Raw genomic sequence first — 25,875 nt, forward strand, 5'->3', positions numbered from 1 at the left:
ATGTCACAACCACAGCTCGACAAGATTTACGACCCTAAACAGGTCGAAGAACGCTGGTATCGCCGGTGGATCGACCTGGGATTCTTCCATGCCTCCATCACCGATCAGCGCCGGCCTTATTGCATAGTGATTCCTCCTCCGAATGTCACCGGTTCTCTTCACGTGGGCCATGCGCTGAACAACACACTTCAGGATATTCTCATTCGCCGGCGGCGCATGCAGGGCTACAACACCCTCTGGATGCCCGGCATGGACCATGCCGGCATTGCCACTCAGAATGTGGTCGAACGGCAATTGCAAGCAGAAGGGACCTCGCGGGAAGCCCTCGGCCGGGAAGAATTCCTCGAGCGCGTGCAGCAATGGAAGGAACGCTCCGGCGGCGTCATCATCTCTCAATTGAAGCGGCTGGGCGCATCATGCGACTGGGAACGGCAGCGCTTCACCATGGACCCGGGTCTCTCTGAAGCGGTACGGCTCGTCTTCGTGCGTCTCTACGAAGACGGCCTGTTATATCGCGGCGAACGGCTGATCAATTGGTGTCCAAGATGTCTGACGGCTCTGTCGGACATCGAGGTCGAGCATGAGGAGATCACCGGCAAGCTCTACACGATTCGCTACCCCTTGGCGGACGATCCATCCCAACATTTACTTGTGGCGACGACTCGTCCGGAAACCCTGCTCGGTGACACGGCCGTCGCGGTCCATCCGGAAGATGACCGGTATCGGCATCTCATCGGCAAACGAGTGCAGCTTCCATTGACGAGGCGTACCATCCCAATCGTAGCGGATCCTATTCTCGTCGATCGTGAGTTCGGCACCGGCGCCGTGAAAATTACACCGGCGCACGACTTCAACGATTTTGAAGCGGGCGAACGGTTGGACCTTAAGAACCGTATCAAAATTATGGATATTCATGCCAACCTTCAATTAGCAGGGGCGCTGGCAGAACCCGAGGTCATCCAGGCGGTCAACGGGCTTTCAGCCGCCAAAGCGAGACCCAAGATTGAGCAATTGCTGGCCGAACGCGGACTCCTTGAGAAACCCGAACCCCACAAGATGGCGCTCGGTAAATGTTATCGCTGTAAAACCGTCGTGGAGCCGTTCCTCTCGGATCAATGGTTCGTCAACATCAAGCCGCTGGCTCAGCCGGCCGTTGAAGCGGTCGTGGACGGTCGGGTCAGGATTGTTCCCGAATCATGGAAGAACAATTATCTCGGCTGGATGAGGGACATTAAAGACTGGTGCGTCTCTCGGCAAATCTGGTGGGGCCATCAGATTCCAGCCTGGTATTGCGAGAGCTGCCATGGCTCCGATTTTTTACGCCGCGCCTCGGATGGTCAACCGCTGATTCCTTCCGATGCCGTCCCGATCGTCGCGCACACGAAGCCGGCCACCTGTCCGAGCTGCCACGGTGCAAAACTCGTCCAAGACCCGGACGTGCTGGACACCTGGTTCTCCTCCGCACTCTGGCCTTTTTCGACGCTCGGCTGGCCGCGGCAGACCCCGGAGCTGAAGATTTTTTATCCAACTTCCACCCTCGTCACGGGTCTCGACATTCTGTTCTTCTGGGTCGCGCGCATGATCATGATGGGCCTCAAATTCATGGGCGATGTGCCGTTCCGAGACGTGTACATCCATGCCCTCGTCCGTGACGCGGAGGGCCAGAAAATGAGCAAGTCTAAAGGGAACGTCATCGATCCCCTCCATGTCATGGAACAATACGGCACCGATGCGCTGCGCTTTACCCTCGCCTCGATGGCGTCCCCCGGCCGGGATGTGAAATTGGCTGAGGAACGAATCGAGGGCTACCGCAACTTTGCCAACAAGATCTGGAATGCCGCGCGATTCATCCTCATGCATCTCGGCGGCAAGCGAGAGGCGAGCCCCCCGGAAGATCGATCCTTCGCCGACCGGTGGATCCTCTCGCGCCTCGAAGCGACGATTCGGACGGTGAATCACGAACTCGATCAGTACCGTTTCGACCGGGCGGCCGGTGCCCTCTACCACTTCATCTGGCACGAGTATTGTGATTGGTATCTCGAACTGGCGAAATTGCCGTTGCAGGATCCGTCTGGAGTTGATGCCGCTCGAACCCGCCAGACACTGATTGAGAGCTTTGAAACTGTGATGCGCCTGTTGCACCCCTTCATGCCCTTTCTTACCGAAGAGATCTGGCAGACGTTGCCCCATAACGGTGAGAGCGTCGTGATCCAACCCTATCCGGCGGAACGGCCGGAGTGGCGTTCTGAAGATGCCGAGTCTACCTATTCTTTCCTTGAACAAGCGGTATCCCTTATGCGGACTGGACGCTCGCTGCTGGATTACGCGCCAAGCCAATCCGTCGGCCTCCAGATCATAGCGGCGCAGGGGCAAGACCGCGCTCGATTGGAATCGCTCGCGCCCGCCATCGGACATCTGGCTCGAGGTCCGGTTTCTGTTACATCACACGTCGCGACCCCGCCCGCCGATTCGGGTCTGTTGAATTTGGCCGCCGAGGGACTCACGGTCGGAGTGGCCGTTGAAGGGGAAGTGGATTTGGTAAAAGCGCTGGATCGCATCAAGAAACAAAAGACCGAAGCGGGAAAAGAAATGAGCCGGCTCTCCGCCAAACTCGATAATCAAGGATTTGTGGAGAAAGCCCCGCCGGACGTGATTGAGGAGCATCGCGCGCGACTTCAACTGCTTACGCGGGACCACGGCATTCTGGACCGCAGCGAACAGCAACTTCAAGCCATCCTTCGCTCAAGGACGGCATGAGTCGGCCGCCTGTCCCATTTTGTCAGGACATTGTCCGCCAAGCCATCGCCGAGGATCTCACCTTCGGCGACATCACGACTTCTGCCCTGTTTCCCGCACCGCATCGGGCCCGCGCGACCATTGTTGCCCGCCATTCGATGGTCGTTGCGGGGCTCGCTGTCGCTCAGGGGGTCTTCTTGGCGGTTGATCCTTCGTTGAAGATTAGTTGTCCGGTTCGGGATGGACAATCGGTTCGAGGCTCGACCGCCGTCCTTGTCGCCTCGGGAGACGGCCGCTCCCTCCTGATGGCGGAGCGCGTCGCACTGAATTTCCTCCAGCGCTTGTCAGGCATCGCCACGCTCACGCGGGAGTTCTGCCTTACCGTCAAGGGCTTTCCAACCCGCATCCTGGATACCCGCAAAACCACGCCAGGCCTACGCGCGCTTGAAAAGTGGGCTGTCCGGTTGGGCGGTGGTCGCAACCATCGATTCACGCTCGGTGACGGACTCTTAATCAAAGACAATCACCTGGCGCTCGTACGGGCGGAAGGAGATGACGTACGGGACGCATGCCTGCGCGCCAAATCGGCGGGACCGCATGGGATCAGAGTCATCGTGGAGGCGCAAACCCTAGCCGACGTCAGACAGGCAATGAATGGGAAGGCGGATGTCATTTTGCTCGACAATATGTCCCCTTCTCATGTGCGCGCGGCCGTCGGTCTGATAAAGGGCAAGGCCTTGGTCGAGGTGTCCGGCGGCATCACTCTGGCCAATGCCAGGGACATGGCCCAAGCCGGAGCCGACTTCATTTCCATCGGGGCTCTGACCCACTCAGCGCCCGCCGCGGATCTCAGCATGGATCTGATTTCAGCCGCACGGAAGCGAGGCTCGGGACGCCGATGACCACTGGCTCGCTCCCGGCGTATGATATCGCCGCGATTCAAGAAGGACTCCGCACGGCGGCGTTCGGCCGCACCATCCGTTATCATACCTCCGTCGACTCCACGAACAACGTCGCCATTGCGTTGGCTCAAAGCGGAGTCTGCCACGGCACGGTGGTGCTCGCAGATGCTCAAAGCGCGGGCCGGGGACGGCGCGGGCGCCACTGGCATTCGCCACCGGGTCAGCACCTCTATTGTTCGGTCATTCTGCGTGGATTTCCGGAACAGACCGCTTATTTGACCCTCGTTCCCTTGGCGTCCGCCTTAGCCGTGGCTGATGCAATTTTCGATGCGGCGGCCATTCCATGCCGATTGAAATGGCCTAATGATGTTCTCATCGGAGAAAACAAAGTGGCGGGCATTCTGTGCGAAAGCGTGAGCCGGCAACCCACGACCATCGTCGTGGTCGGCATCGGCATCAATGTCAATGGCCGCCCGGAAGATTTTCCAGAAGACCTCCGAAAGACCGCCACGACGTTGTCAGGCGAACAAGGGTCGCCGATTAACCGGACCGGCCTCGTCTCGGCCTTGATGAATCGATTGGAAGAGCGCATCTCCCTGATCTCGCCGCAGACGGTCTCAGGCCTCCTCGATACCTATAGAACTAGGTGTTCCACGATCGGACAGGTTGTCCGGGCCATGCTCGGCCAAGATGATGAGATTCAGGGAATCGCGGAGGCGGTTGGGATGGACGGAAGTTTGCATATCCGACGTGGCTCACCGGCCGCCCCCGGTCGGCCTGATGAAATCGTGGCCGTACACAGCGCCGATATCGCTCACATTCGAAAACAGTGACCGGTGTGATTCCGATGGAGTAGACTGACGAACCATGCTTCTGGTGATCGACGTCGGAAACAGCAATATTGTCTGGGGTATCTTTGAGGGGCAGACCCTGCTGAGCCATTGGCGACTCGCCACGGACCAGCGGAGAACTGAGGATGAATACGGCACGCTCTTTTTGAGTCTGATGGAACGCGGCGGCTACACTGCCACGCAGGTCACCGGCGCAATCTTATCGAGCGTCGTGCCGGTCCTGACCTCGACGTTTGAGGACATGGTCCAGACCTATTTCCTGCACTCTCCCATCTTGGTGACTCCGGAGATCGACAGCGGACTGAGCCTGCACTATACGAATCCGAGAGAGATCGGCAGCGACCGCATTGTCAATGCCGCAGCCGCCCATCATCGGTACCATGCCAATCTGATCATCGTCGATTTCGGCACCGCGACGACCTTTTGCGTCGTCACCAGAGCCGGCGAATATCTTGGCGGGGCCATTGCGCCGGGTCTCGGCATATCCGCCGACGCCCTCTTTACCCGAACCGCCAAGTTGCCGAAAGTCGAAATCGTTCGTCCCAAGTCGGTTGTGGGCAACGATACCGTATCCGGCATTCAAAGCGGCCTGCTGTTCGGATACGTGGGATTGGTTGAAGGCGTGCTCCGGCGCATGGAACAGGAACTGGGTTTTTCCTGTCGCGTGATTGCGACAGGCGGGCTATCGACGATCATCGCGCGAGAAACGGAGTCCATTCATGAGGTAAGGCCGCTTTTGACCTTGGAAGGGCTCGAACTCTTGTATCGCAGGGCCACCGGGGCCGAGTAATACAGATCCGCTTTTCTCCGAAGTGACCTCGCGCTTTTTTGGGAAGATTTTCTATTGCTCCGGTTGACTTTACATCCCAGGTGGCTATCTCGCCTGATGAATAGGAATTCTCATGACCGATCAAGAACATAACCGCAATACAATCGACGATTTACCGCCGGATTCTGTACAGGCCGATGAGCTGGCCGACGACCAGAACATGCCCCTTGACGCTCTGAAGCGATCGCTGGAAAGCAAGGAAGCTGAGTGTAAGAACGCGCATGATAAGTATCTGCGGCTGGCGGCGGAGTTTGACAATTACAAGCGACTGGCCCAGCGCGATCAGCGCGACCAGATCAAATTCGGCAATGAGCAGATTCTTAAAGAATTACTTCCGGTCATCGATAATCTCGAGCGCGCCATCAAAGCGGCCAGGGACAACGGCGGCGGCGACGCCTTGGTCCAAGGTGTCGAACTGACTCTCAAGCAGTTCGTCGGCGTGCTCGCGAAATTCGGTGTGACCCCTGTGGACAGCGTCGGCCGGCCTTTTGAACCGGCGACTCAACAGGCGGTGACCCAGGTGGAATCCGAGACGGTGCCGGAACACAGCGTGGTCGAGGAATTCCAAAAAGGCTACCTGCTGCATGACCGTATTTTGCGCGCCGCGATGGTCAGCGTATCCAAAGGGCCGTCCGCGGACGCGTAGGCCGACGAGAAAGACATGTCATGGACTCATTGAGATTCTTGATGAAGGAGACAAGCCATGGGTAAAGTTATTGGAATCGATCTCGGCACGACGAATTCCTGCGTTGCCATCATGAGCGGCGGCGACCCGGTCGTCATCGCCAATGCGGAAGGCAGCCGGACCACCCCCTCGGTGGTGGCGATTACCGACAAGGGCGAGCGCCTCGTGGGTCAGATCGCCAAGCGGCAGGCCATCACCAATCCCGAAAATACTATTTTCTCGGTCAAGCGCCTCATGGGACGCAAGTTCCGCAGCCGGGAAGTACAGGATGCCATCAAACGGCTTCCCTACAAGATCGTGGAAGCGGACAACGGGGACGCGCACGTCGAACTACGCGGCAAACGCTACAGCCCGCCTGAAATATCGGCCATGATTCTCCAAAAAATGCGGCAGACGGCCGAAGATTATCTTGGGGAAAAGGTCACGGAAGCGGTGGTGACCGTGCCGGCCTATTTCGACGACAGCCAGCGGCAGGCGACCAAAGACGCCGGCCAGATCGCAGGGCTCAACGTGCTCCGCATCATCAACGAACCGACCGCCGCCTCGCTCGCATACGGCTTGGACAAAAAGAAGGATGAGCGGATCGCGGTGTACGACTTGGGCGGAGGCACCTTCGACGTCTCCGTGCTCGAAATCGGCGACGGAGTCTTTGAGGTCAAATCGACCAACGGCGATACCTACCTGGGCGGCGACGATTTCGACCTCCGGGTCATGGACTGGCTCGTCGATGAGTTCAAGAAGGACCAGGGAATTGATCTCCGCAAGGATCGCATGGCGTTGCAGCGTCTCAAGGAAGCAGCCGAGCGGGCCAAAATCGAATTATCCTCCTCGCAGGAAACCGAGATCAACTTGCCCTTTATCACCGCGGACGCGAGCGGGCCGAAGCACCTCGTTACCAAACTGACCCGCGCCAAGCTCGAGCAGCTGGTGGGCGATCTCGTGCAGCGGACGATCGATCCGTGCAAGAAAGCGTTGAGCGATGCCGGAGTCACGGCCAAGGATATCAATGAGGATGTGCTGGTCGGCGGCATGACCAGAATGCCTAAAGTCATTCAGGTGGTGAAGGACTTCTTCGGCAAGGAGCCCCATCGCGGGGTTAATCCAGATGAAGTGGTCGCCGTCGGCGCGGCCATTCAGGGCGGCGTCTTGAAGGGAGAAGTGAAGGATGTGCTCCTTCTCGACGTGACGCCGTTGTCACTCGGAATCGAAACGCTCGGTGGAGTCTTTACCAAGCTCATCGAGCGTAACACCACGATCCCGACCAAGAAGAGCCAGATCTTCTCGACGGCGGCCGACAACCAGACGGCTGTGACCATCAGGGTCTTCCAAGGCGAGCGGGAAATGGCCAACGACAACAAGCTCCTCGGTCAGTTCGATCTTGTCGGCATTCCACCGGCGCCACGCGGCATGCCTCAGGTCGAAGTGACGTTTGACATCGATGCCAACGGCATCGTGCATGTGTCGGCGAAGGATCTGGCGACGCAGAAGGAACAATCGATCAAGATCACGGCCTCCAGCGGGCTCAGCAAAGAGGAAGTCGATAAGTTGGTGCGGGATGCGCAATCCCATACGGAGGAAGACAAGCGCCGGCGGAAAGTCGCCGAAGCGCGCAACCAAGCGGACTCCTTAATCTACAGTACCGAGAAAAATCTGACCGATCACGGCGACAAGATCGGGGAGGATGATAAGACCAAGATTCAGGAGGCGATCGCTGAACTCCGGAAAGCGATGGAGGGAGACGATCCCGACGCCATCGAACGGGCGACCCAGACGCTGACCACGTCTTCCCATAAATTGGCCGAAGAGATGTACAAGAAAGCCTCTTCGGCAGCCGGTGCCGGTCCGTCCGGAGACAGCGGGCAAAGCCAACAGGGTAAGACGGACGAGAAGGTGGTCGACGCGGAATTCGAAGAAGTAGACAAAGACAAGAAGTAAGCTAGAATACAACGACAACGAGGCCGGGTCTCATGATGAATGAGACTCGGTCTCCCAGCTCTCGCCGGATAATGAGCACTGTGGGCAAACGCGATTATTACGAAACTCTGGGAGTCGAACGCAGCGCGTCGGATGACGAACTGAAAAAAGCGTTCCGAAAACTCGCCCGGCAATACCACCCGGATCTCCATTCTTCCCCCGAACAGAAGAAGACGTCGGAAGAAAAATTCAAAGAGATCAATGAAGCGTACGAAGTCCTGAGCGATCAGGACAAGCGCAAGCGCTACGACATGTTCGGGCATGCCGGCGCTCAGGGGGGCTCGCCCGGTTTTGAAGGATTCAGCGGCGGCGGGTTCGGCGATATCTTCAATGATATTTTCGAAGATTTTTTCGGCACGCCGCGCGGGCGCAGCCGCGCCGAGCGCGGCAACGATCTGCAATACAATCTCGATTTGACCTTCGAAGAAGCGGTGTACGGGAAGGAAGCGAAACTCAAAATCCCGCGCTGGGAGACCTGCGCGGAATGCAAAGGAACCGGCGCGCGATCGGCAACCGCCATCAAGATGTGCCCGAGTTGCAAAGGAGCGGGACAGCTCCGTTTTCAGCAGGGCTTTTTCAGCGTCAGCCGGCCCTGCGGCCAATGCGAAGGCAGCGGACAGATCATTACGGAACCCTGCGCCAGCTGCCAAGGTCGTCAGCGGGTCCATCAGGAACGCACGCTCTCGGTCCAGATCCCGCCGGGTATCGAATCGGGCATGCGACTGCGACTTTCGAATGAGGGCGAGCACGGAGTCCAAGGCGGCCCTCCGGGTGATCTCTATGTCGCCATCACCATCAAACCCCATCCAATCTTTCGCCGGCAGAACCTGGATATCGCCTGCGATCTACCGGTGAATTTTGTCACGGCGACGCTCGGCGGGAAGATCGAAGTCCCGACGCTCAAGGGCAAGACTGTCATGAAGATTCCCGCCGGCACACAGCCGGATAAAATTCTGAGATTGAAAGGTTTGGGATTCCCCAGCCTTAAGGGCAATCAGACCGGCGATCAGATTTTCAACGTGAAGATTGAGATCCCGACGAAGCTGTCCCCGAGGCAGAAGGAGCTGCTCCAGGATTTTGCCAAGGAGAGCGGGATGACTCCCGAGACCGACGGCGACGGATTCTTTGATAAAATGAAGACGTTTTTCGAATAGACCGATCCAAAAAAACTCCCCTGCCCGCACCTCTTTCCCTATGCCGGCCTATTTCATTCAGTCGCGGGATGTTCATGACGATGCGATCACCATCACCGGCGACTTACTGCATCATCTCCGTGCCAGCCTTCGCCTTCAACTTAATGAACCTCTTCACCTGACCGACGAGCGCCGCCGGCGGCATCATGCGATCGTCACCGGGATGACCCGCGACCGGCTTACGGCGAGAATTCTCCGCAGTATCGACGGACCGGAACGCCTCCCTCCAAGGCTCACGTTGGGACAGGCGCTCCTGAAAGGCGACCATATGGACTGGATCGTGCAGAAGGCGACGGAGTTGGGCGTCGATACGATCATCCCGCTCATCACTCATCGCAGCGTCGTCCGCCCGCAGCAGGCTCGTGTCGCCAACCAGACGGCACGCTGGCAGCGTATCGTCTGTGAAGCGGCCCAACAGTCCGAGCAATGGCAGCTACCGACCGTGCAGGCGCCGGTGAAGCTCCATGAGTTTGTCACGCAGTCAAGAGCAACGCTCCGGTTGATTCTCGTTGAACGGGCCGGCGCAAAAAGGCTTGGGGATATCCAATGTCCAATGGAGCCCGCTGCCTCCATCGCCGTCGCAGTCGGTCCCGAGGGAGGCTGGCAGACAGAAGAGGTGATGATGGCTGAGGAACAGAATTTTCAACCAATCACGCTCGGTGGCACGATCTTACGATCGGAGACTGCGTCGCTGGCCGCGCTCGCGATCATTCAACATCGCTCGGGCGCGCTGGGATGACCTGCCCTCCGTGGAACGTTACCGGGGCGGCTCGATCTGAATGATCGCTCCGTTTTCCCCTGCCGCCCATCCATGCGAAGAGTTGGGAAAACTGAGCCCAAGGAAGGACACTTTCACTGAATTAGGCTGTTCTATCCAATTGAATCCGGCGTCGTTCGTGCTCAGAATAAAGCCGCGTTCGCCGACAATCCATCCGGTTTGGGAATCAGTGAACCGGATACGGATCAAGTCCGTCAGCTTATTGCAGGTCCGTCCGCAAGGCAGCGTACGATCGGTCCAATGAGCGCCGGCGTCGGTCGTTTGAAAGAGTGCACCTGCATTTCCGACGGTCCAACCGTTGGCTTCATCGGTGAAGAACACGTCAAAAAATGTGGCCGAACTGTCCGTGCCTTGTGCCGACCAGGTGGCGCCCCCGTCTTCGGTAGACAATATCGTCCCTAATGCCCCAACCGCGGTTCCGCGCCGTTCATTCACGAAGTGCACGGCATGCAGGGCCGCGCTGGTACCGCTGGTCTGATCGGCCCAGGTCGCTCCTCCGTCCGACGTGTGAAGGATCGTGCCGGCCCCCCCAACAATCCAGCCTTGAGTCGGGGACACGAATACGATGCCATATAGCGGCGTTTGAACCGCAACGGGAACGGGAGTCCAGCTTTCCCCGCCGTCAATCGATCGCCGTACGGTTCCGTTCGCGCCAATCGCCCATCCCCGCTTGTCATCAATGAACAGCACAGCGGTCAATAGGGACCCGGTCCCACTGCTGACCCGCTTCCACCTTTTGCCGCCGTCCGCTGTTTTGAGAATCGTCCCGTTCGCCCCGGCTGCCCACCCCAGCATGGGATTCCGGAAATATAGGCCCATCAACATGGCCTGAGTGCCGCTCTTCTGCTGGACGATTGTGGCTGTTGACTCAGCGCCCGACGTGACCGAGCGCGGAGCGCAGACGAAGAGCACCATGAGACAGACCACGAGCGAGAGCCGCTGACTCATTGCATTTGCCATTACGGAGTCGTGGAGGCTTCGGGGCGGGTATCGGTAAAGAACCCTTGATCGGGAAGCCCCTTGGCTTCGATCGTGAACGTGCCGGCTTCGAGCGTCAGCCATTTCTTCTTTGTACAGCAAGACCCGTCGGGACGGATGTCCCAGGAGCCGCGCCGCACGACGAGCGGACCGACCGTCGCATCCGAAGTAAACTCATGTTTTTTGCCGACGCCGAACACATGGCGGTGGGGCACACGCACCTTGATTTCCGTATCGGTCCAGGACGTAATGATGGCGGCGATGTTGTTGAACAACACTTCGGTCCGGGACACGTTTTCATGGAGCTCCAGATCTCCTCGCTTGAAAATATCTTCCCGCAAACCGAGTTGTGCCTCTTCGCGGGTCTTGAGGAATGAACCGAACCCGGACCCCTTGATGGTGACGATGTCGTCCAATCCGGCCGAGGTAGGCTCATAGGAATCGATCTTCGGGGTAATCAAGGTGAATGTCCCGGCTTCAGTGGAAACCGTGCCCTGTTCTTCGCAGCAGCTGCCGTCCGCTTTAGGCTTCCCTGCCGCCCGCTGGACGACAACAGGACCGCTTTTCGCGCTGAACGGAACCCACACGTCGATCCGATCATCATGCCATCGATAAATTACGGCCGGCACGCCGCCGATAAGCACACGGTTGCCGGTTTCGGCAAAATCAATATAGTTGAACGGCGTCGAGCCGCTTTCCGAGTAGAATCCAAAGTGTTCACCGGAAATCCGCAGTAGAGATCCGATCGGGGCGCTGGTTGGACTTACCGCCGTCGCGTGGGGCACCTCGACCGTGAACGTCCCGAGTGCCCGCTCCTGTCCGTCGTGCTTGAGCACAACCGAACCCGTTTCCGATCCCAGCGGTACGTGAAAGACAATCATTCCATCGGTCCACTGGGCGATCGCCGTCGGCCGGCCTCCAAGGAGAACAGAATCCCCGGACGATTTGGCGGCCCCAAAATTTTGGCCGAACAACACGACCTTGGTCCCGACCGGACCATTCATCGGATCCATGCGAATGGACGGCAGCACCGTAATCGGGAGACTATTGCTGGTCGTGTATCGGACGGGCGCGCAGCAGGACCCATCCGGCTGCGGGTCCGTTGACGCCAGGCGGACCTGGATGTCGCCCGATGTCACATTGGCGGGCACCACGATGTCGATCTTGTCATCCCGCCATTTTTTGGGTCGCACAGAAATGCCTCCCACCGTCACATCATTCACGCCAAACAGGCTGTTGGGATCCCTCGGACCGGCGGTATTGCCGAAATGTCGCCCGATGATCTGCAATTCGGAGCCCGGCACGACATCGGCGGGAGAGACCGACAGGATGGTGGGCTGCAGGACGGAAAAGGTCCCGGCCGCCATCTTCTTCTTTCCAACGATCACCTCAACAGGACCGTTTTCGACGGATGACGGCACTTTGACTTCGATCAAATCCGGTTCCCACCGTTGGACCAGGGCGCTCACCCCGCGGAATCTTACTTGATTCGAGCGGGTGGATTTGAACGGGCCGAAGCCTTTCCCTGTAATCGACACCGTCGCACCGGGAAGCGCCGCATCAGGGACGACTTGCGCCTGTTGGGAGGCCGCATGGGAGGTAACACTCGTGATGATGAGCAAAAGCGCGCTCGCAATAAGGGATCGGACGGCTTGCATAGAAGAATGCTCCTTCAACTGCAGGAGATGACTTCGTGACCCGAAACACCGGGCCCGTCGAGCCATGACCATGTAGACATCGCGGTAGTTGCCCCACACGTGGCACAAAACCCCACGCGACTGAGGCATGAAGGCCGAAACGGGGGGCACAGCGTCAGGCGAAGGGACAACCGACTATAGCAAGCGCATTTTTTTCATGTCAAGAAGACGGCATCGCGTCGCCAGTCAGAAACGTGGGATTGGTGCGGCATTCGAGCCCTCGATGGACGGCGGCTCTGTGCGCCGCGCGGGGCCGGTGACCGGCTACGAGATTTCGATGATCAATTCGAGCTCGACGGGAGAATTCAACGGCAGTTCTGCAGCCCCCACGGCTACGCGGGCATGGCGCCCTGCCTCGCCGAATACCTGAACGAGCAAATCGGACGCCCCATTGATCACGGCAGGCTGTTGGATAAACCCTTCGGCCGAAGCCACATGCCCTACCATGCGCACCACTTTCTTGATGCGATCCAACGTTCCCAATTCTTGTCGCGCAATGGCCAACGCATTCATGACCGCAGTTCGAGCAGCGTCGCGACCTTGATCCGGGGTCAGCTCCCGCCCGACCTTACCCGTGAGCGTCAATTGTCCCTCTCGAAACGGAAGCACGCCGCTCAAAAACAGCAAGTTCCCCGACCGGACCGCCGGGATGTAACTGGCGACCGGTTTGGGCGGCGCTGGTAACTCGAGGTCTAATTCGTGAAGTCGTGCATCGAAAGACATCCGGCTTATCCCGCACGCAGCGAATCAAGAAAACTGTCACCGACCGGGATTTTGGCCGCACCGAGCGCCTCACCGATCGTTTGTCCCAGATCAGAGGCGGTAGGCCTTGACCCAAGGTTCACGCCTCTGGCGAGTTTTGGTCCTGTAACGAGCAACGGCACATATTCACGCGAATGTCCCGGCGTCGGCCGGCTTAGATCACACCCATGATCCGCGGTGATGATTAACGCATCACCCGGCTTCAATTGTTTTTGAAAGTCGGCCAGCCGCCGATCGACTTCTTCCAGCGCGTGAACCGAGTCCTCCAAACTTGGCGAGAGCACCTCGATCGTCGCGAACAGCAAGCCGCGCGGGACTCGGCTGAAGAGACCGAGCAACTCATCCAAGGCTTCGCGATACCCCGACACCAATGCCGAGCGCGTCACGCCGCGCCCGCTGAACAAGTCACCCACCTTTCCGATTCCAATGATCAATTGGCTGGCGCGGCTCAACTGATCCAACAGCGTCGCCCCGGGTGGTTCGCTCACAAAGTGCCGGCGGCGATCTTCGGATGACAAGCTTCCGGTATGGTGATTAAACGGATGAGTGACAATTCTCACGACAGGAAATCGGCTTTTCACGACACGGCGAACGTCTCGACCCATCCGGTACAATTCCTCGGCCGGCACAACCGCTTCATGGGCCGCCAAATGAATAGCGCCGACATCGTCGATCCAGGCCAGGGGCGCACCGGACCGCTTATGCTCGGCGATCAATTCGCTCAGAGAGCCGAGTCCTGATCCCGCCCCATTACCGATGGTCTTCCGGCCGATCGCGGCCGCAATCATTTCCACCAGCGCCGGTGTAAATCCGCCTCGGACTCCGCTTTCTTCATCCAAAGGACAACAGGCAATCTCCCAATGCCCTGCAACGGAATCTTTTCCTTTCGAGACGAATCCCATTCGACCGAAGCACCCTTCGGGTTGCGCAATCGGGCGAACCCCGATAAATGCACCTAGATGGCCGAGACCGAGACTCTCCAGATTCGGGAGGCGCACGCCCCCCGCCGCCTCACACAGATGCGCCAGCGTATTGCAGTCGGCATCCCCGTACTGCGCAGCGTCGGGTAAAGACCCGATTCCCACCCCATCCAGTACGAGAAGAAAAATCCGATTAATCATGCGGGGGCACTATATAGCAGAATCATGTCGTGAACAATATTCCGGCAGCTTCACCGGCACATCGATGCGAAATATCCTGAGTGCGGCCACCCCTCATCCATTTCGCGACAATCCGGCACGCCATTCTTCAAGAATCTTCACACTTGTGCTCGTGCCGATTCGATCGGCGCCAGCTTCCAGCATAGCTGCAAGAGTCTTCAAGTCACGGATGCCGCCTGACGCCTTTACTTTCGCACGACCGGCCACCGCCTCCTTCATCAACCGGACATCCTCGACTGTCGCGCCGCCGGGCCCGAAACCGGTGGACGTCTTGACATAATCCATGCCCGCCTCCACGGCAAGCCGGCATGCCGTGATTTTTTCGTCGCGCGAAAGGAAACAGGTCTCAAGTATCACTTTATGCCCGACTCGAGGCGTGGCCCGGACCACTTCGGCCATATCCTTGCGCACCAAATCCGTATCCCCCGACTTCAGACGGCTGACATTCAGCACCATGTCCAATTCTCCGGCGCCATGCGCCGCCGCTTCCTCGGCTTCCGCAACTTTGTTGGCCGTCGTCTGTCCCCCGAGTGGAAATCCAATGGGGATTCCGACTTTGATGGAGGTTCCGGCGACAGCCGCCACCGCCTCCGCGACATAACAGGGCGGAACGAAGATCACGACAAATCCATGCTGTTTCGCCTCTTCGCAGAGCCTTAGGACATCAGCCTTTGTCGCATCCGGCCTGAGAATCGTATGATCGATAACGCCCGGCAAGCCCTCAAGTAAAAGATTCGGAATCATGATGCACTCCATGAAGTTCTATCAAGACTCTCACCGCGACAGGCCGCTAGGCTCCGATGCGGTCTGATGCTGGCGCGGGACTGTTTGCGAAACGGTTGCTTTTGAAATCTCTCTACCGCGCGGTTGTGCTCCTCTAACGAAGAGGAAAAATAATGGGTGCCGTCATTGCGAGACACGAAGTACAGATAAGGAGTCTGTGACGGAAACAGCGCCGCCCGGATCGAATGGGCGCCGGGATTGGCAATGGGCCCTGGCGGCAGCCCTTGGACGCGGTACGTATTATAGGGACTGGGACTCGACAGGTCGCGCTTGCGTAGATTCCCGTCAAAGGCCGCCAATCCATAAATCACCGTGGGATCGCTCTGCAATGGGATTCTGCGCCGCAGTCGGTTGTGGAAGACGGCGGCGATCAACTCCCGTTCCTCCTGCACCCCGGTCTCCTTTTCCACCACCGAAGCCAGAGTCAATACTTCATGCAACGTGAGACTCAATCGCTTGGCCTGCTGTTGAAAATCATCCGTCCACACGCGTTTCACCCCATCCACCAGCGTTCGAATCACTTCCTTGGCCTTCGTCGCCCGCGCGAAGTAATAGGTGTCCGGGAAAAGGTACCCTTCGAGAGACGCGGCCTCGATGTCAAGCGATCGGATAAACTCAGCGTCCCGTACGAGGCGCAGGAACTCCGCCATGTCCGTCAACTCCAGTTGCCCCAGCAATTGTCCGATCTGAGCCATCGTAAAGCCTTCCGGAATTGTGACCGGGTGCAAGATCACCCGTCCGGCGAGCAGCTTGCTCAGAATCTGGTCGGCCGACATGGCGGCATTCAACTCATATTCTCCGGGGTGAATTTTGCGGTCGGCCGCCTTTGACTTACCCAGCAAGATAAAAGCGGCCCGGCTCTTGATCAGATGCTCGCGCTTCAGCAGACTGGCGACCTGTTGGTAGGAACTGCCCTCGGGGATGACAACGATCTGAGCAGGAGGCTGTCGGTCCGGACTAACAACCGGACGTTGAGCCCATCGAAGAGCCTGGTACCCCGCCACGCCGGCAAGGCACAGAACAATCAGGATCCATAGAAGAGGTCGATTCTTCATCCGCATCCTCGACAGCATTCTCCCCCTGATCGGTGCCGCCCTGTGCCGATCCTTCGCCGGAGAAATCCGGCGTCTCCGCCGGTTTGGAGCGGCTCTCAAGATAACTCTGAAGAAGGATCGCCGCCGCGATACGATCGACGGTGCCTTTTCTTTTTTTTCGACTGACATCGGCGGCGATCAGCACTTCTTCCGCCGACTTGGTGGTCATCCGTTCGTCCCAGGCCACCACCGGAACGGTCAAAACTTCTTCCAGGCGCTTCACGAATTGCTGCACCAATTGAGCCGCGGGGCCGATCTCCCCGTTGAGGCGCAGAGGCAGACCGATAACCACCTCCGCGACATTATGCTCGCGCACCAGACGATCAATATGCTTGAGATCGGCGTCCAGCGTGCGCCGCTCGTAGGTCTCCAACGGCTGCCCGGTCCATCCGAGCTCATCGCTGAGCGCGACGCCAATCCGCTTCGTCCCGTGGTCCAGGGCCAAAATACGTGTGCCTTGCATGAGTTTACCGCTCCAGCGCCGCTTCAACCAGTCCAAAAACCTTTTCCAACGCGGTTCCGAGTCCGTCGGGATTCTTGCCGCCTGCCTGCGCCATCTCCGGACGTCCCCCGCCCGTCCCGCCGACTTCCGCCGCCATCGATTTGATCAGGTCTCCAGCCTTGAGACGCGGGATGAGATCTTTCGTCACCAATACCAGCAGCGACACTTTTCCATCATTGACCGCGCCGAGCGCGACGACACCGCTGCGCAATTTATCGCGAAGCTGATCGCCGAGCGCGCGCATGCCGTTGATGTCCAAACCCTCCACTCGTTGCGCATGGACTTGGACTCCCCGAACGGTCCGCGCCTGCGCCTCCGTCGACGACCTGCTGGCCATCCGCAGCTTGAGCTCCTCCAGTTCGCGTTCCCTTTCCTTCAGTTGATTTGTGAGTTTTTTCGTTCGGGCAACGAGCTCGGAAGGACCTACTTTGAGCAGGTCCGACAATTCCCGCACATCCGCTTCAAGCCGTTTCATCGACTCCAGTGCGCCGCTTCCCGTGAGACATTCGATTCGCCTGACCCCGGCCGCCACTCCGGTCTCCGAGACGACGCGGAACAGGCCGATCTCGCCCGTATGCCGGCAATGCGTGCCGCCGCATAGTTCCTTGCTGAAGGAATCGATGCTCACGACCCGGACCTCGTCTCCATATTTATCGCCGAAGAAGGCAAGCGCTCCGGCAGCCACGGCATCTTGCACGCCCATCACATCGGTCTTCACCGGATCGTCACGGCGAACCTGCTCATTGACCACCGACTCGATTTCATCGATATCCCTGGACGACAGAGGCCGGAAATGAGCGAAGTCGAAGCGCAGGCGATTCGGAGCCACGAGGGACCCGTACTGTTTCACATGCGGGCCCAACAGATTACGTAGGGCTGCGTGCACCAAATGGGTCGCCGTATGGTTGCGCGCGGCCGCCTGTCTCGTCTGCCGGTTCACCGTCAGGAGCAGACGTTCGCCCTCTCGAATCGATCCGGTGCGAATCTGTCCCTTGTGCAGGATTAACGTCGGCACCGGCCTGGTTGTTTCACGAATTTCCATGCGACCATCGGATCCGACAAGCACCCCTTGGTCCCCAACCTGCCCGCCGCCCTCCGCGTAGAAGGGAGTGACGCTCAAAACCATCTCTACTTCGTCGCCTTCATGCGCCTCTTTAACCAGGCGGTCTCCTTTCAGGATGGCTTGCACGACACTCTCGGCTTCGAGCCGCTCATAGCCGACAAATTGTGTCTGGCCAACGCGGGCCGCAAGCTCGCTGACGGCAGGGCGGGCCGTCTCCGCCTCGAAGCCGCTGGTTTTGCGCGCGCGGTTGCGCTGTTCTTCGATTGCCGCGTTGAATCCGTCCTCATCCAATCGGATGCCTTGTTCGCGACAGGCCTCGGCCATCAGATCGAGAGGAAAACCATAGGTGTCATAGAGTTTGAAGACATCGCCGCCCGGCAGTATGTTGCCGCCGGTACCGCGGGCCTTCTCAATCATCTCATTGAGGATCGGTAGACCTTGATCCAGCGTCGCGATGAACCGTTCTTCTTCGCCTCTCGTGGCTTCCATCACCGTCTCTGCAGCTGATCGGAGATCCGGATACGCGGACACCATCTCATCCACCACCGTGCCGGTCAATTCGTAGAGGAACGGATCAACGATTCCTAGCAGCCGCCCGTGCCTCGCGGCTCGGCGAAGGATGCGCCTCAGGACGTATCCGCGCCCCTCGTTCGACGGCAACACTCCGTCGGCCATAAGAAACGTGACGGCGCGGAGATGATCCGTCACGACTCGCATCGAGCGGTCGGCGGATTCTTTGTCGCCGTATCGGAGACCCGCCCGCTGTCCGATCGCGGCCAACAGCGGCATAAAGAGATCCGTCTCGTAGTTACTGAACTTTCCCTGGGCCACCGCCGCCAACCGCTCCAACCCCATACCAGTGTCGATGCTCGGCTTCGGCAACGGATGTAACACCCCGGAGCTGTCGCGATTGTACTGCATGAAGACCAGATTCCAGATCTCGATGACCCGATCGCCTTCCCCGTTCGGCGTCGCATCGCCCGGCACGGAAGGTCCTTGGTCGAAATGAATCTCCGAGCAAGGACCGCAAGGTCCCGTATCCGCCATCTGCCAAAAATTATCCTTTTCGCCGCACCGCATGATGCGCGAGGCCGGCACACCGATTTTTTCCCACAGTTCATAGGCCTGATCATCTTCGCGAAAGACCGTCACCCACATCCGCTCTTTCGCCAATCTGACCGTCGAGGTGAGAAATTCCCAGCCGAATCGAATGGCCTCTTCTTTGAAGTAATCGCCGAACGAAAAGTTACCGAGCATCTCAAAAAAGGTATGGTGCCGGCTGGTATACCCGACGTTCTCCAGGTCGTTATGCTTGCCCCCGGCCCGCAGACACTTCTGCACCGTCACCGCGCGACTGTACGGGCGTGTCTCCTCGCCCAAGAAGACTCGTTTGAATTGGTTCATGCCGGCGTTCGTGAACAACAGCGTCGGATCCGCCTGCGGAATCAGCGGCGCGCTGGGCACGGCCTTGTGCCCCTGCTTTTCAAAGTACTGAACGAACGCCCGCCTCAACTCGTGCGCGCTCTGTGTCATGACGTGATCATTCCTCTGCCTCTATGTGAAGGACCCGTACGATTGTCTCGGAAGAGAATCCTCGCGCTTGGAGAAATCGACCCATCTGGGAAACGGACGGCCGGCCGCCGCGCAATGCGAGCGCTTGCGTGGCCAGTTCGGACTCATCAACCGTCGCATAGAGCTCTTGAATCGTCTCCTCCGCCAGTCGATCGGAAAACCCCCGGTTCAACAATTCTTGTCTTATTCGCAACCGCCCCGACGGCCGTTGGGCCAATCGCCGTTCGGCCCAGCGCAGGGCATGGGCCGCTTCATTCAAGTACCCGAGACGCTCCAATTGCCGAATGGTTCTGCTTGCGACGGCGCGGGATGCCCCCTGCCGAGTGAGATAACGAGCAATCTCGGCTTTGGATTTATCCGACCGTGCCAGATACCTGACGGCGCGGTCGAGAAAGACCTCGTCAGGCCCGAGCGCCATGAAGCCGCTTTTCCTCGTGGCGGCCTTCTGCTCGTTTCTCCTCTTTAGTTTCGGCACGCTTTTCGTCTTTCGCTTCGGGGCGCTTGTCGGCCGCGCGGCCCGGCAAGCCGGCCTGCTCGCGCAGGCGGTTTTCGATTTCGCGGGCGACGGCCGGATTCGTCTTGAGGAAATCCCTCACCGCCTCGCGTCCCTGTCCCAGCCGATCGCTCTTATAGGAATACCACGCGCCGGACTTGTCCAGGATCCGCTTTTCGACGCCGAGATCGACCAGTTCACCCATCTTGGAGATACCTTCGGCGAACATCACGTCGAACTCCGCCTGCTTGAAGGGAGGAGCGAGTTTGTTCTTGACCACCTTGACCCGCACACGGTTGCCGGTGACTTCCTGCCCTTCCTTGATGGATTCGATGCGGCGGATATCAAGCCGGACCGACGAATAGAATTTCAACGCGTTCCCGCCCGTGGTCGTTTCCGGATTGCCGAACATGACGCCCAATTTCATCCGGATTTGATTGATAAAAATAACGGTCGTTTGGGATTTGGCAATGGCGGCGGTCAACTTCCTCAACGCTTGGGACATCAACCGAGCCTGTAACCCCATATGCGCATCACCCATTTCGCCTTCGATCTCCGCGCGGGGCACGAGCGCCGCGACGGAATCGACCACGATCAGATCAATCGCGCCGCTCCTGACCAGTGTCTCGGCAATCTCCAACGCCTGTTCGCCGGTATCCGGCTGGGAGACCAACAGATCATCCGTCTGCACGCCGAGCTTTTTGGCATAGCTCAGGTCCAGCGCATGTTCCGCATCAATGAATGCCGCCACGCCTCCCGCTTTCTGGGCCTCGGCAATGGCATGCAGGGTGAGCGTGGTTTTGCCGGATGATTCCGGGCCAAAAATTTCTACGACACGACCACGGGGAAAGCCGCCGACTCCCAACGCCACATCGAGCCCCAATGAACCGGTCGAAATCGCCGGCACGTCGGCCGTCGCCTCAGCGGTCCCAAGCTTCATGACGGCGCCCTTGCCATATTGTTTTTCAATCTGAGCCAGGGCCAGGTCCAGCGCTCGTTTCCTGTCATCTTTTTCGGCCATAAGAAGACTCCTCTACCGGGATAATGAAATGAACCAGCCGCACTCTCGCGGTTCGTGCCGGCCCGTGAAGCCTGACGCGTGAATGATCGTGCGTGATCAATCAGGAGAGAGAACGGCCCACGGGGCGACCGGTTGACGCACAGTTCCGACACGAATAACCGCGCTTCGAACCACGCGTGAACGGGCGATTATACCGGAGTCGAGAAGCAGAAGCCTAGCCCACATTATTCGTGACGGCTCGTGACGAAACCACCAAGGCGCCAGGCGAGTGCCCACGGCGCGAAGAATAATGAGGTGCGCGACGCGACGAAGAAGGAGCGCCATGTTTGCGCACCGTGCGCCCCTCGTCAGCCGGCTCCTACGTTTATTTCCCACATCTTCGTATAGACCGACCCGGTCGGCCGCAGATCGCTTTTCAACAACACGACGGAATTCACCGCAAAGGATCCCAATCTCACCGGGTGGTCCATTACGCCGCTTCTCGCCAGCACATTGCCGGCATGCCGCTCCCCTTCTTTAATCCGTGCCAACGTGAGATGCGGGGTGAACGGTTTCACTTCACGAGGAAAGCCCAGGCTTTCGCAGGCCTGCTCGATCGACTGTTGAATCGCAGCCAATCGTTGAGCCTCGTCTCCCTGCTCCCATTCCTCTAACGGCCCTACCCAAAGCACGCGAGGGGCCTGGAGCCGAGGAAAAGCACCCAGCCGTTCCACCGGGACCACAAAAGGGGGCAAGTTTCGGACGGCCTCTGCGATGGTATCGCGCAACGGCGCCATGAGCTGCTCCTCGATGTCTCCGAGAAACTTGATCGTCAAGTGAATTGACCCGGGCTGCACCCATGAGATGCGCGCCTCCTTTGACCCCTCCTTTTGAAGACGCCGCTTCAAGTCATCCTGAAACGACGCGATCGCGACTCGAAGGTCCTCGGATAACTCAACGGCGAGAAACGCACGGATCATGGCTGTCCTTTGCTCAGCAGCCATCGGCGAAGAAGATCGAGCGCCCCTTGGGATGAGCGGGTCTTAATCGTGGAGCGGTCGCCATGGAAGCGAAACTCCTTGGTCTCCCGGCCTGCCTCTCCGGCATCGAGGCCGACATACACCAACCCCACCGGTTTCGCCTCGGTCGCCCCTCCGGGCCCGGCGATGCCGGTCACGCTGAGCCCCACCGATACATGACTCCGCTCCCTCACACCAGCCGCCATTGCAGCAGCCACTTCACGGCTGACCGCCCCATGCCGCGCGATTACCGCCCGCGGAACGCCGAGCAAGTCACTCTTGGCCTCATTGCTGTAACAGACGAGCGCGCGATCCAGATAGGCCGATGAGCCAGGAACCTGTGTGAGCCGATGGCCGATGAGCCCGCCGGTACAGGATTCGGCGATGGCCAGCGTGAAGCGGTGTTGGACGAGGTGATGTCCCACTACTTCCTCCATAGTTTGGTCCCCTTCGGCGAAGACCACATCGGTCAGCCGGGCGCGGACCTCCAGGAACAGATCTTCGAGAAGTCCGCCGTGATCTCCGCCGGCCTCACTGGGGCCGGTTAGTGAAACCAGCACCCCGAGGGGTGAACTCAACAAGCCAAGCCTGATCGGACTCCCTTTTGGGATGAGCGCCGCCAACCGGTGATTAATGTCGGATTCCGGCAAGCCGAATGTGTGGACCACCAGCTTACGAATCGGGATCGGATCGGATCGCCGGCCTGTCCGGGGAATGATCTGAGTCAGGCGCGGCAAGACTTGCGTTTCGAACATACGCTCCGCCTCGGCCGGGACGCCGGGCAAGGCAAAGATCAGCCGGCTCTTCCAGCGAACCGCGAAGCCGGGCGCCGACCCGATCGGATTGTCCAGGACATCGGCTCCCGCAGGAATCATGGCCTGCTTTCTATGAGCGCGCGTCGCTGTTCTCCCCCAGCTTGCGAGCCGGGCCATCAATATTTTGCTCGCCTCGGCCCGCTTCCGAAGCGGGCAGCCGGTCACACGCGCAATCGCCGGCCTGGTGCAATCGTCATCGGTGGGACCGAGTCCTCCCGTCAGAATGACAATGTTGACCCGGCCGGCGGCGATTCGCACCGCCTGCACGATATCATCTTTCTCATCGCCGACGATCGTCTTGAAGCGGAGAGGAATGCCGGCGCGCGCCAGCTGATCGGCCAGGAATAGAGAGTTCGTATCGCGCCGATTGCCGAGCAGCAGTTCGGAGCCTATGGCGATGGTTTCCGCTGTCAGCGGCATGCGGGGATTCACGATGGCGCGCTCATGATCGAGAGGAGAAGATCGGGGTGTCGATTGCCGTCTATTCGATTTCGGAAAAATCCAGATCGAAGCTGACTTCTCCACCGCCGGAGGGAAAGACCATCAACTTCGTCTTGGCGCGTGGGTCAAGATCGGCATACGCAAACAAGGCGACGATCTTCGCGCGAAAGGCCGGCCGTTGCGGCCAGACGGCGCTCCGTTCCGCCCTCGCGTCGAACCGCACGTTCTCGGGCTTGATCGTGCGCCCGTTCTGCTCCAGGACAACATAACTGTTCACGGCAAAGTTGGGCCGATCTCCGAAGATGACGACATTGACGAGGAGGCTCTTGTTGTCCAACACCTGTGCAATGTCCTGCGCGCTCGGTGTGAGAGCCCGGAGTGCCATATGGTTGGCGAGGACCACGAGGCTTCCGACCTTCGTCATCAAGAATCCGCGGGGCTTCAGATCTTCCTGCGAGCCGAAGGATGTATGCAGTTGATCGGGAGGGATCCGTTGTTCGGCCGCCAGCTGTCCCCGCCTGAGAGCCTGGTCCACTGCTTCAGCGCTCGGCGTCAATTCAATCGCGGTCGCCTGCCCGGCCCAGAGCAGGCCGCCTGTCATGACGGAGGGCATCAGCCATGGCAACACACCGTTCACGCGAGGCGTCCTCCATGCCGCACTGCTGCAAGTATCAGATCGCCTCTAGACTGTCAACGTGCCGGCCCCGGCTCTGTTGACAAAGCGAAAGTTGAAGTGCTAAAGAAATCAATCCTTTCTTGTGTCATCATCAACACGTTATCAACACGTTTTTCGGAGGGTGAGCATGTCCAGCCCAGAACAGACGGCCAAGCGCCAGTATGTGAATTTCGCGTTTTACAAACTAGACCCGGCTTGGCGCCGGCTTCCCGAGGACGAACGGACCAAGGGCAAACAAGAATTTATCCGCGCGATCGAAGATTACAGCGGCAAAGTACTCGTCATCGCGTATACGACGGTCGGCATCCGCGGCGACTGTGAGTTCATGTTGTGGCGCATCAGCTATGAACTGGAACTGTTCCAGGAAATGACCACCAAGATTCTCGCCTCCGGCTTGGGCAAGTATCTTTCAACGCCTTACTCGTATCTCTCCATGACCAAACGCTCGATCTACGTCGATCATCACACGCACGAGAACCAGGAGAGCAAACGCTTGACGATCGTGCCCGGCAAAGCCAAGTATATTTTCGTGTACCCGTTCCTGAAAACCCGCGAGTGGTTCCTTCTCACCAAGGCGGCCCGGCAGGGCATGATGGACGAGCACATTGAGGTCGGCCACCGGTTTCCGTCGGTGAAACTGAACACGACCTATTCCTTCGGCTTGGACGATCAGGAATGGGTGGTCGCATTCGAAACCGACAAGCCGGAAGATTTTCTCGACCTGGTGATGGCGCTGCGTGAGACCGAAGGCAGCCGGTACACCTTGCGGGACACTCCAATCTTCACCTGTCTCCGGAAAAGCCTGAAGGAGACCGTCGATACCCTCGGCGGATAAGCCTCCCGTATGATGGGCTACGTCATGCGGCCTTCGATCCTCCGCGATCGAAGGCCGCTCTCTTTTTCTCGTCTCGATTGATGTCCAGCGGCGCTTCATTCTTGTCCACGCCAAGCCCCATGGCCGCCCTCTTCTCTGCACTCATTCCGGGGTTAGGCCAAGCGATGCAGGGCCGGATGCGGCCCGGGTTCCTGTCGTTTGCCCTGTGCGTCGGCTTGGCGGTCTTTTCAGTGGCCATCGGCCGGCTGGCCGGCGCCGGAGCCGAAGTCTTCTTGCTGATGCTGCTCGCTCTACCCGCATGGATTTTTCAACTGTACGATGCCTACCTGTCCTTCACACCGGCGCCCGGCACCTTGCGCCGCACGTGGAGCATAGTCTGGCAGCGTGCCTATGACGTCCGCTACCTCGGAGCCCTGTTTCTTCTCAGTGCGGTCATGGACCTCTACATTATTCTGAAGCAGCCCGATTATGCCCTCTCAGTCTTTTGCACCAAGCCGGCAGGGCTGCCCGGGCTTCTTTTTAAAATCCAGTCCCCGACCATCCATACCCTGATCGGCTACGGATTTCTCCGATTGCGGCGCTGGGCACTCTTGCTCTACCTGGCCTATGCCGGTTTCGGGGTCATGAACGCCATGGCGAATTTCTCATGTTTCGGCTATGGACGCGTTCGAGCCGCCTTCTTCATCAGCCTGATCGGCTTTACCGCCTACGTCTGGTTTCGCCGACAAGCCTTCGATCGGCCGTGACTCGTCCGGGACCCGGCTGCTTTGACACCTTGAACCGGCGTGTGTTAGAGATGGCTGAGCTATCAGCAGGAGTGACATGGCGGAAAATAACGCCCTGTACGCCATCCGATTTCCGGATGGATCAGTCAGCCTCTACATTGACGAAGAATATGCCCTGGAGCGCGGGGTGGACCCGTCGAAGCTGGTTCGCGTAGAAATTCCACGGGACTTGTTCGTCAGCGGCACCGTCCAGCAAATTCGCGAGTACGTCGCCGTGTATCTTGAAACGAACCGCCAAGGAACCGCATAACC

24 protein-coding genes are annotated in these 25,875 nt (G+C 58.8%); 11 read left to right on the forward strand and 13 right to left on the reverse strand.

All coding sequences use genetic code 11. The annotated features are described in order from the left end of the window. From ACWGXE_RS12140 to ACWGXE_RS12175, 8 genes are all read left to right on the forward strand, one after another. Nucleotides 1-2,757, forward strand: coding sequence for a valine--tRNA ligase (locus tag ACWGXE_RS12140; protein WP_447598024.1), 2,757 nt, complete (start codon nucleotides 1-3; stop codon nucleotides 2,755-2,757). Continuing rightward, nucleotides 2,754-3,638 (forward strand): carboxylating nicotinate-nucleotide diphosphorylase, encoded by an 885-nt coding sequence (gene nadC, locus ACWGXE_RS12145; RefSeq protein WP_447598025.1) that lies wholly within the window; start codon nucleotides 2,754-2,756, stop codon nucleotides 3,636-3,638. The genes ACWGXE_RS12140 and nadC overlap by 4 nt, the downstream gene beginning before the upstream one ends. Next, the gene (locus ACWGXE_RS12150; protein WP_447598026.1) at nucleotides 3,635-4,471 is read left to right on the forward strand and encodes a biotin--[acetyl-CoA-carboxylase] ligase; all 837 of its coding nucleotides are present in this window, start codon (nucleotides 3,635-3,637) and stop codon (nucleotides 4,469-4,471) included. Before nadC ends, ACWGXE_RS12150 begins: the two co-directional genes overlap by 4 nt. Nucleotides 4,472-4,505: 34 nt before the next feature. Continuing rightward, entirely contained in the window at nucleotides 4,506-5,279 is a 774-nt protein-coding gene (locus ACWGXE_RS12155; RefSeq protein WP_447598027.1) for a type III pantothenate kinase, read from the forward strand. Nucleotides 5,280-5,391: 112 nt separating this feature from the next. Continuing rightward, nucleotides 5,392-5,964 carry a nucleotide exchange factor GrpE gene (grpE, locus tag ACWGXE_RS12160; RefSeq protein WP_447598028.1) on the forward strand — a complete coding sequence of 191 codons (573 nt, stop codon included), beginning with the start codon at nucleotides 5,392-5,394 and terminating at the stop codon, nucleotides 5,962-5,964. A gap of 57 nt (nucleotides 5,965-6,021) precedes the next feature. Then, a complete protein-coding gene (gene dnaK / locus ACWGXE_RS12165) occupies nucleotides 6,022-7,938 on the forward strand; it encodes a molecular chaperone DnaK (protein ID WP_447598029.1) in 1,917 nt (638 codons plus the stop codon). 71 nt (nucleotides 7,939-8,009) lie between these two features. Beyond that, on the forward strand, nucleotides 8,010-9,131 hold the full coding sequence (gene dnaJ / locus ACWGXE_RS12170) for a molecular chaperone DnaJ (RefSeq protein ID WP_447603723.1): 1,122 nt from the start codon (nucleotides 8,010-8,012) through the stop codon (nucleotides 9,129-9,131). A gap of 40 nt (nucleotides 9,132-9,171) precedes the next feature. After that, nucleotides 9,172-9,909 (forward strand): 16S rRNA (uracil(1498)-N(3))-methyltransferase, encoded by a 738-nt coding sequence (locus ACWGXE_RS12175; RefSeq protein WP_447598030.1) that lies wholly within the window; start codon nucleotides 9,172-9,174, stop codon nucleotides 9,907-9,909. An 18-nt stretch (nucleotides 9,910-9,927) separates the two neighbouring features. Here ACWGXE_RS12175 and ACWGXE_RS12180 read toward each other — a convergent pair whose 3' ends face one another. From ACWGXE_RS12180 to ACWGXE_RS12240, 13 genes are all read right to left on the reverse strand, one after another. Next, complete coding sequence (locus ACWGXE_RS12180) at nucleotides 9,928-10,908, reverse strand: YCF48-related protein (protein ID WP_447598031.1); 981 nt, start codon at nucleotides 10,906-10,908, stop codon at nucleotides 9,928-9,930. Further along, nucleotides 10,908-12,584 (reverse strand): IPT/TIG domain-containing protein, encoded by a 1,677-nt coding sequence (locus ACWGXE_RS12185; protein ID WP_447598032.1) that lies wholly within the window; start codon nucleotides 12,582-12,584, stop codon nucleotides 10,908-10,910. The genes ACWGXE_RS12180 and ACWGXE_RS12185 overlap by 1 nt, the downstream gene beginning before the upstream one ends. 303 nt (nucleotides 12,585-12,887) lie before the next feature. Next, nucleotides 12,888-13,346: a RidA family protein gene (locus tag ACWGXE_RS12190; RefSeq protein WP_447598033.1), complete on the reverse strand. Its 459-nt coding sequence runs from the start codon at nucleotides 13,344-13,346 to the stop codon at nucleotides 12,888-12,890. 5 nt (nucleotides 13,347-13,351) lie between these two features. Next, a complete protein-coding gene (locus ACWGXE_RS12195) occupies nucleotides 13,352-14,506 on the reverse strand; it encodes a phosphopentomutase (RefSeq protein WP_447598034.1) in 1,155 nt (384 codons plus the stop codon). 93 nt (nucleotides 14,507-14,599) lie between these two features. After that, on the reverse strand, nucleotides 14,600-15,289 hold the full coding sequence (gene deoC, locus ACWGXE_RS12200; RefSeq protein ID WP_447598035.1) for a deoxyribose-phosphate aldolase: 690 nt from the start codon (nucleotides 15,287-15,289) through the stop codon (nucleotides 14,600-14,602). After that, the gene (gene mltG / locus ACWGXE_RS12205; RefSeq protein WP_447598036.1) at nucleotides 15,286-16,383 is read right to left on the reverse strand and encodes an endolytic transglycosylase MltG; all 1,098 of its coding nucleotides are present in this window, start codon (nucleotides 16,381-16,383) and stop codon (nucleotides 15,286-15,288) included. The genes deoC and mltG overlap by 4 nt, the downstream gene beginning before the upstream one ends. Further along, nucleotides 16,286-16,885, reverse strand: coding sequence for a Holliday junction resolvase RuvX (ruvX, locus tag ACWGXE_RS12210; protein ID WP_447598037.1), 600 nt, complete (start codon nucleotides 16,883-16,885; stop codon nucleotides 16,286-16,288). The genes mltG and ruvX overlap by 98 nt, the downstream gene beginning before the upstream one ends. Before the next feature lie 4 nt (nucleotides 16,886-16,889). Continuing rightward, the gene (alaS, locus tag ACWGXE_RS12215; RefSeq protein WP_447598038.1) at nucleotides 16,890-19,520 is read right to left on the reverse strand and encodes an alanine--tRNA ligase; all 2,631 of its coding nucleotides are present in this window, start codon (nucleotides 19,518-19,520) and stop codon (nucleotides 16,890-16,892) included. 7 nt (nucleotides 19,521-19,527) lie between these two features. Beyond that, nucleotides 19,528-19,977, reverse strand: a complete 450-nt coding sequence (locus ACWGXE_RS12220) for a regulatory protein RecX (protein ID WP_447598039.1) — start codon at nucleotides 19,975-19,977, stop codon at nucleotides 19,528-19,530. Beyond that, nucleotides 19,961-21,073 carry a recombinase RecA gene (gene recA / locus ACWGXE_RS12225; protein WP_447598040.1) on the reverse strand — a complete coding sequence of 371 codons (1,113 nt, stop codon included), beginning with the start codon at nucleotides 21,071-21,073 and terminating at the stop codon, nucleotides 19,961-19,963. Before recA ends, ACWGXE_RS12220 begins: the two co-directional genes overlap by 17 nt. 347 nt (nucleotides 21,074-21,420) lie before the next feature. Next, nucleotides 21,421-22,032 (reverse strand): RNA 2',3'-cyclic phosphodiesterase, encoded by a 612-nt coding sequence (thpR, locus tag ACWGXE_RS12230; RefSeq protein WP_447598041.1) that lies wholly within the window; start codon nucleotides 22,030-22,032, stop codon nucleotides 21,421-21,423. After that, nucleotides 22,029-23,306: a competence/damage-inducible protein A gene (locus tag ACWGXE_RS12235; RefSeq protein ID WP_447598042.1), complete on the reverse strand. Its 1,278-nt coding sequence runs from the start codon at nucleotides 23,304-23,306 to the stop codon at nucleotides 22,029-22,031. The genes thpR and ACWGXE_RS12235 overlap by 4 nt, the downstream gene beginning before the upstream one ends. A gap of 61 nt (nucleotides 23,307-23,367) precedes the next feature. Continuing rightward, complete coding sequence (locus ACWGXE_RS12240) at nucleotides 23,368-23,964, reverse strand: hypothetical protein (RefSeq protein ID WP_447598043.1); 597 nt, start codon at nucleotides 23,962-23,964, stop codon at nucleotides 23,368-23,370. A gap of 166 nt (nucleotides 23,965-24,130) precedes the next feature. Between ACWGXE_RS12240 and ACWGXE_RS12245 the strand changes: the two genes are divergently transcribed. From ACWGXE_RS12245 to ACWGXE_RS12255, 3 genes are all read left to right on the forward strand, one after another. After that, nucleotides 24,131-24,838, forward strand: a complete 708-nt coding sequence (locus tag ACWGXE_RS12245) for a chlorite dismutase family protein (RefSeq protein ID WP_447598044.1) — start codon at nucleotides 24,131-24,133, stop codon at nucleotides 24,836-24,838. A gap of 176 nt (nucleotides 24,839-25,014) precedes the next feature. After that, the gene (locus ACWGXE_RS12250) at nucleotides 25,015-25,584 is read left to right on the forward strand and encodes a hypothetical protein (RefSeq protein ID WP_447598045.1); all 570 of its coding nucleotides are present in this window, start codon (nucleotides 25,015-25,017) and stop codon (nucleotides 25,582-25,584) included. A gap of 76 nt (nucleotides 25,585-25,660) precedes the next feature. After that, a complete protein-coding gene (locus tag ACWGXE_RS12255; protein WP_447598046.1) occupies nucleotides 25,661-25,873 on the forward strand; it encodes a hypothetical protein in 213 nt (70 codons plus the stop codon). Nucleotides 25,874-25,875 lie beyond the last annotated feature (2 nt).

This window comes from Nitrospira sp. Nam80 (assembly GCF_965152575.1).

Coding starts and splice junctions, on each gene's coding strand:
- ACWGXE_RS12140 (WP_447598024.1), top strand. CDS start 1: ATGTCACAACCACAGCTCGACAAGATTTACGACCCTAAACAGGTCGAA.
- nadC (WP_447598025.1), top strand. CDS start 2,754: ATGAGTCGGCCGCCTGTCCCATTTTGTCAGGACATTGTCCGCCAAGCC.
- ACWGXE_RS12150 (WP_447598026.1), top strand. CDS start 3,635: ATGACCACTGGCTCGCTCCCGGCGTATGATATCGCCGCGATTCAAGAA.
- ACWGXE_RS12155 (WP_447598027.1), top strand. CDS start 4,506: ATGCTTCTGGTGATCGACGTCGGAAACAGCAATATTGTCTGGGGTATC.
- grpE (WP_447598028.1), top strand. CDS start 5,392: ATGACCGATCAAGAACATAACCGCAATACAATCGACGATTTACCGCCG.
- dnaK (WP_447598029.1), top strand. CDS start 6,022: ATGGGTAAAGTTATTGGAATCGATCTCGGCACGACGAATTCCTGCGTT.
- dnaJ (WP_447603723.1), top strand. CDS start 8,010: ATGAGCACTGTGGGCAAACGCGATTATTACGAAACTCTGGGAGTCGAA.
- ACWGXE_RS12175 (WP_447598030.1), top strand. CDS start 9,172: ATGCCGGCCTATTTCATTCAGTCGCGGGATGTTCATGACGATGCGATC.
- ACWGXE_RS12180 (WP_447598031.1), bottom strand. CDS start 10,908: ATGGCAAATGCAATGAGTCAGCGGCTCTCGCTCGTGGTCTGTCTCATG.
- ACWGXE_RS12185 (WP_447598032.1), bottom strand. CDS start 12,584: ATGCAAGCCGTCCGATCCCTTATTGCGAGCGCGCTTTTGCTCATCATC.
- ACWGXE_RS12190 (WP_447598033.1), bottom strand. CDS start 13,346: ATGTCTTTCGATGCACGACTTCACGAATTAGACCTCGAGTTACCAGCG.
- ACWGXE_RS12195 (WP_447598034.1), bottom strand. CDS start 14,506: ATGATTAATCGGATTTTTCTTCTCGTACTGGATGGGGTGGGAATCGGG.
- deoC (WP_447598035.1), bottom strand. CDS start 15,289: ATGATTCCGAATCTTTTACTTGAGGGCTTGCCGGGCGTTATCGATCAT.
- mltG (WP_447598036.1), bottom strand. CDS start 16,383: ATGAAGAATCGACCTCTTCTATGGATCCTGATTGTTCTGTGCCTTGCC.
- ruvX (WP_447598037.1), bottom strand. CDS start 16,885: ATGCAAGGCACACGTATTTTGGCCCTGGACCACGGGACGAAGCGGATT.
- alaS (WP_447598038.1), bottom strand. CDS start 19,520: ATGACACAGAGCGCGCACGAGTTGAGGCGGGCGTTCGTTCAGTACTTT.
- ACWGXE_RS12220 (WP_447598039.1), bottom strand. CDS start 19,977: ATGGCGCTCGGGCCTGACGAGGTCTTTCTCGACCGCGCCGTCAGGTAT.
- recA (WP_447598040.1), bottom strand. CDS start 21,073: ATGGCCGAAAAAGATGACAGGAAACGAGCGCTGGACCTGGCCCTGGCT.
- thpR (WP_447598041.1), bottom strand. CDS start 22,032: ATGATCCGTGCGTTTCTCGCCGTTGAGTTATCCGAGGACCTTCGAGTC.
- ACWGXE_RS12235 (WP_447598042.1), bottom strand. CDS start 23,306: ATGCCGCTGACAGCGGAAACCATCGCCATAGGCTCCGAACTGCTGCTC.
- ACWGXE_RS12245 (WP_447598044.1), top strand. CDS start 24,131: ATGTCCAGCCCAGAACAGACGGCCAAGCGCCAGTATGTGAATTTCGCG.
- ACWGXE_RS12250 (WP_447598045.1), top strand. CDS start 25,015: ATGCGGCCCGGGTTCCTGTCGTTTGCCCTGTGCGTCGGCTTGGCGGTC.
- ACWGXE_RS12255 (WP_447598046.1), top strand. CDS start 25,661: ATGGCGGAAAATAACGCCCTGTACGCCATCCGATTTCCGGATGGATCA.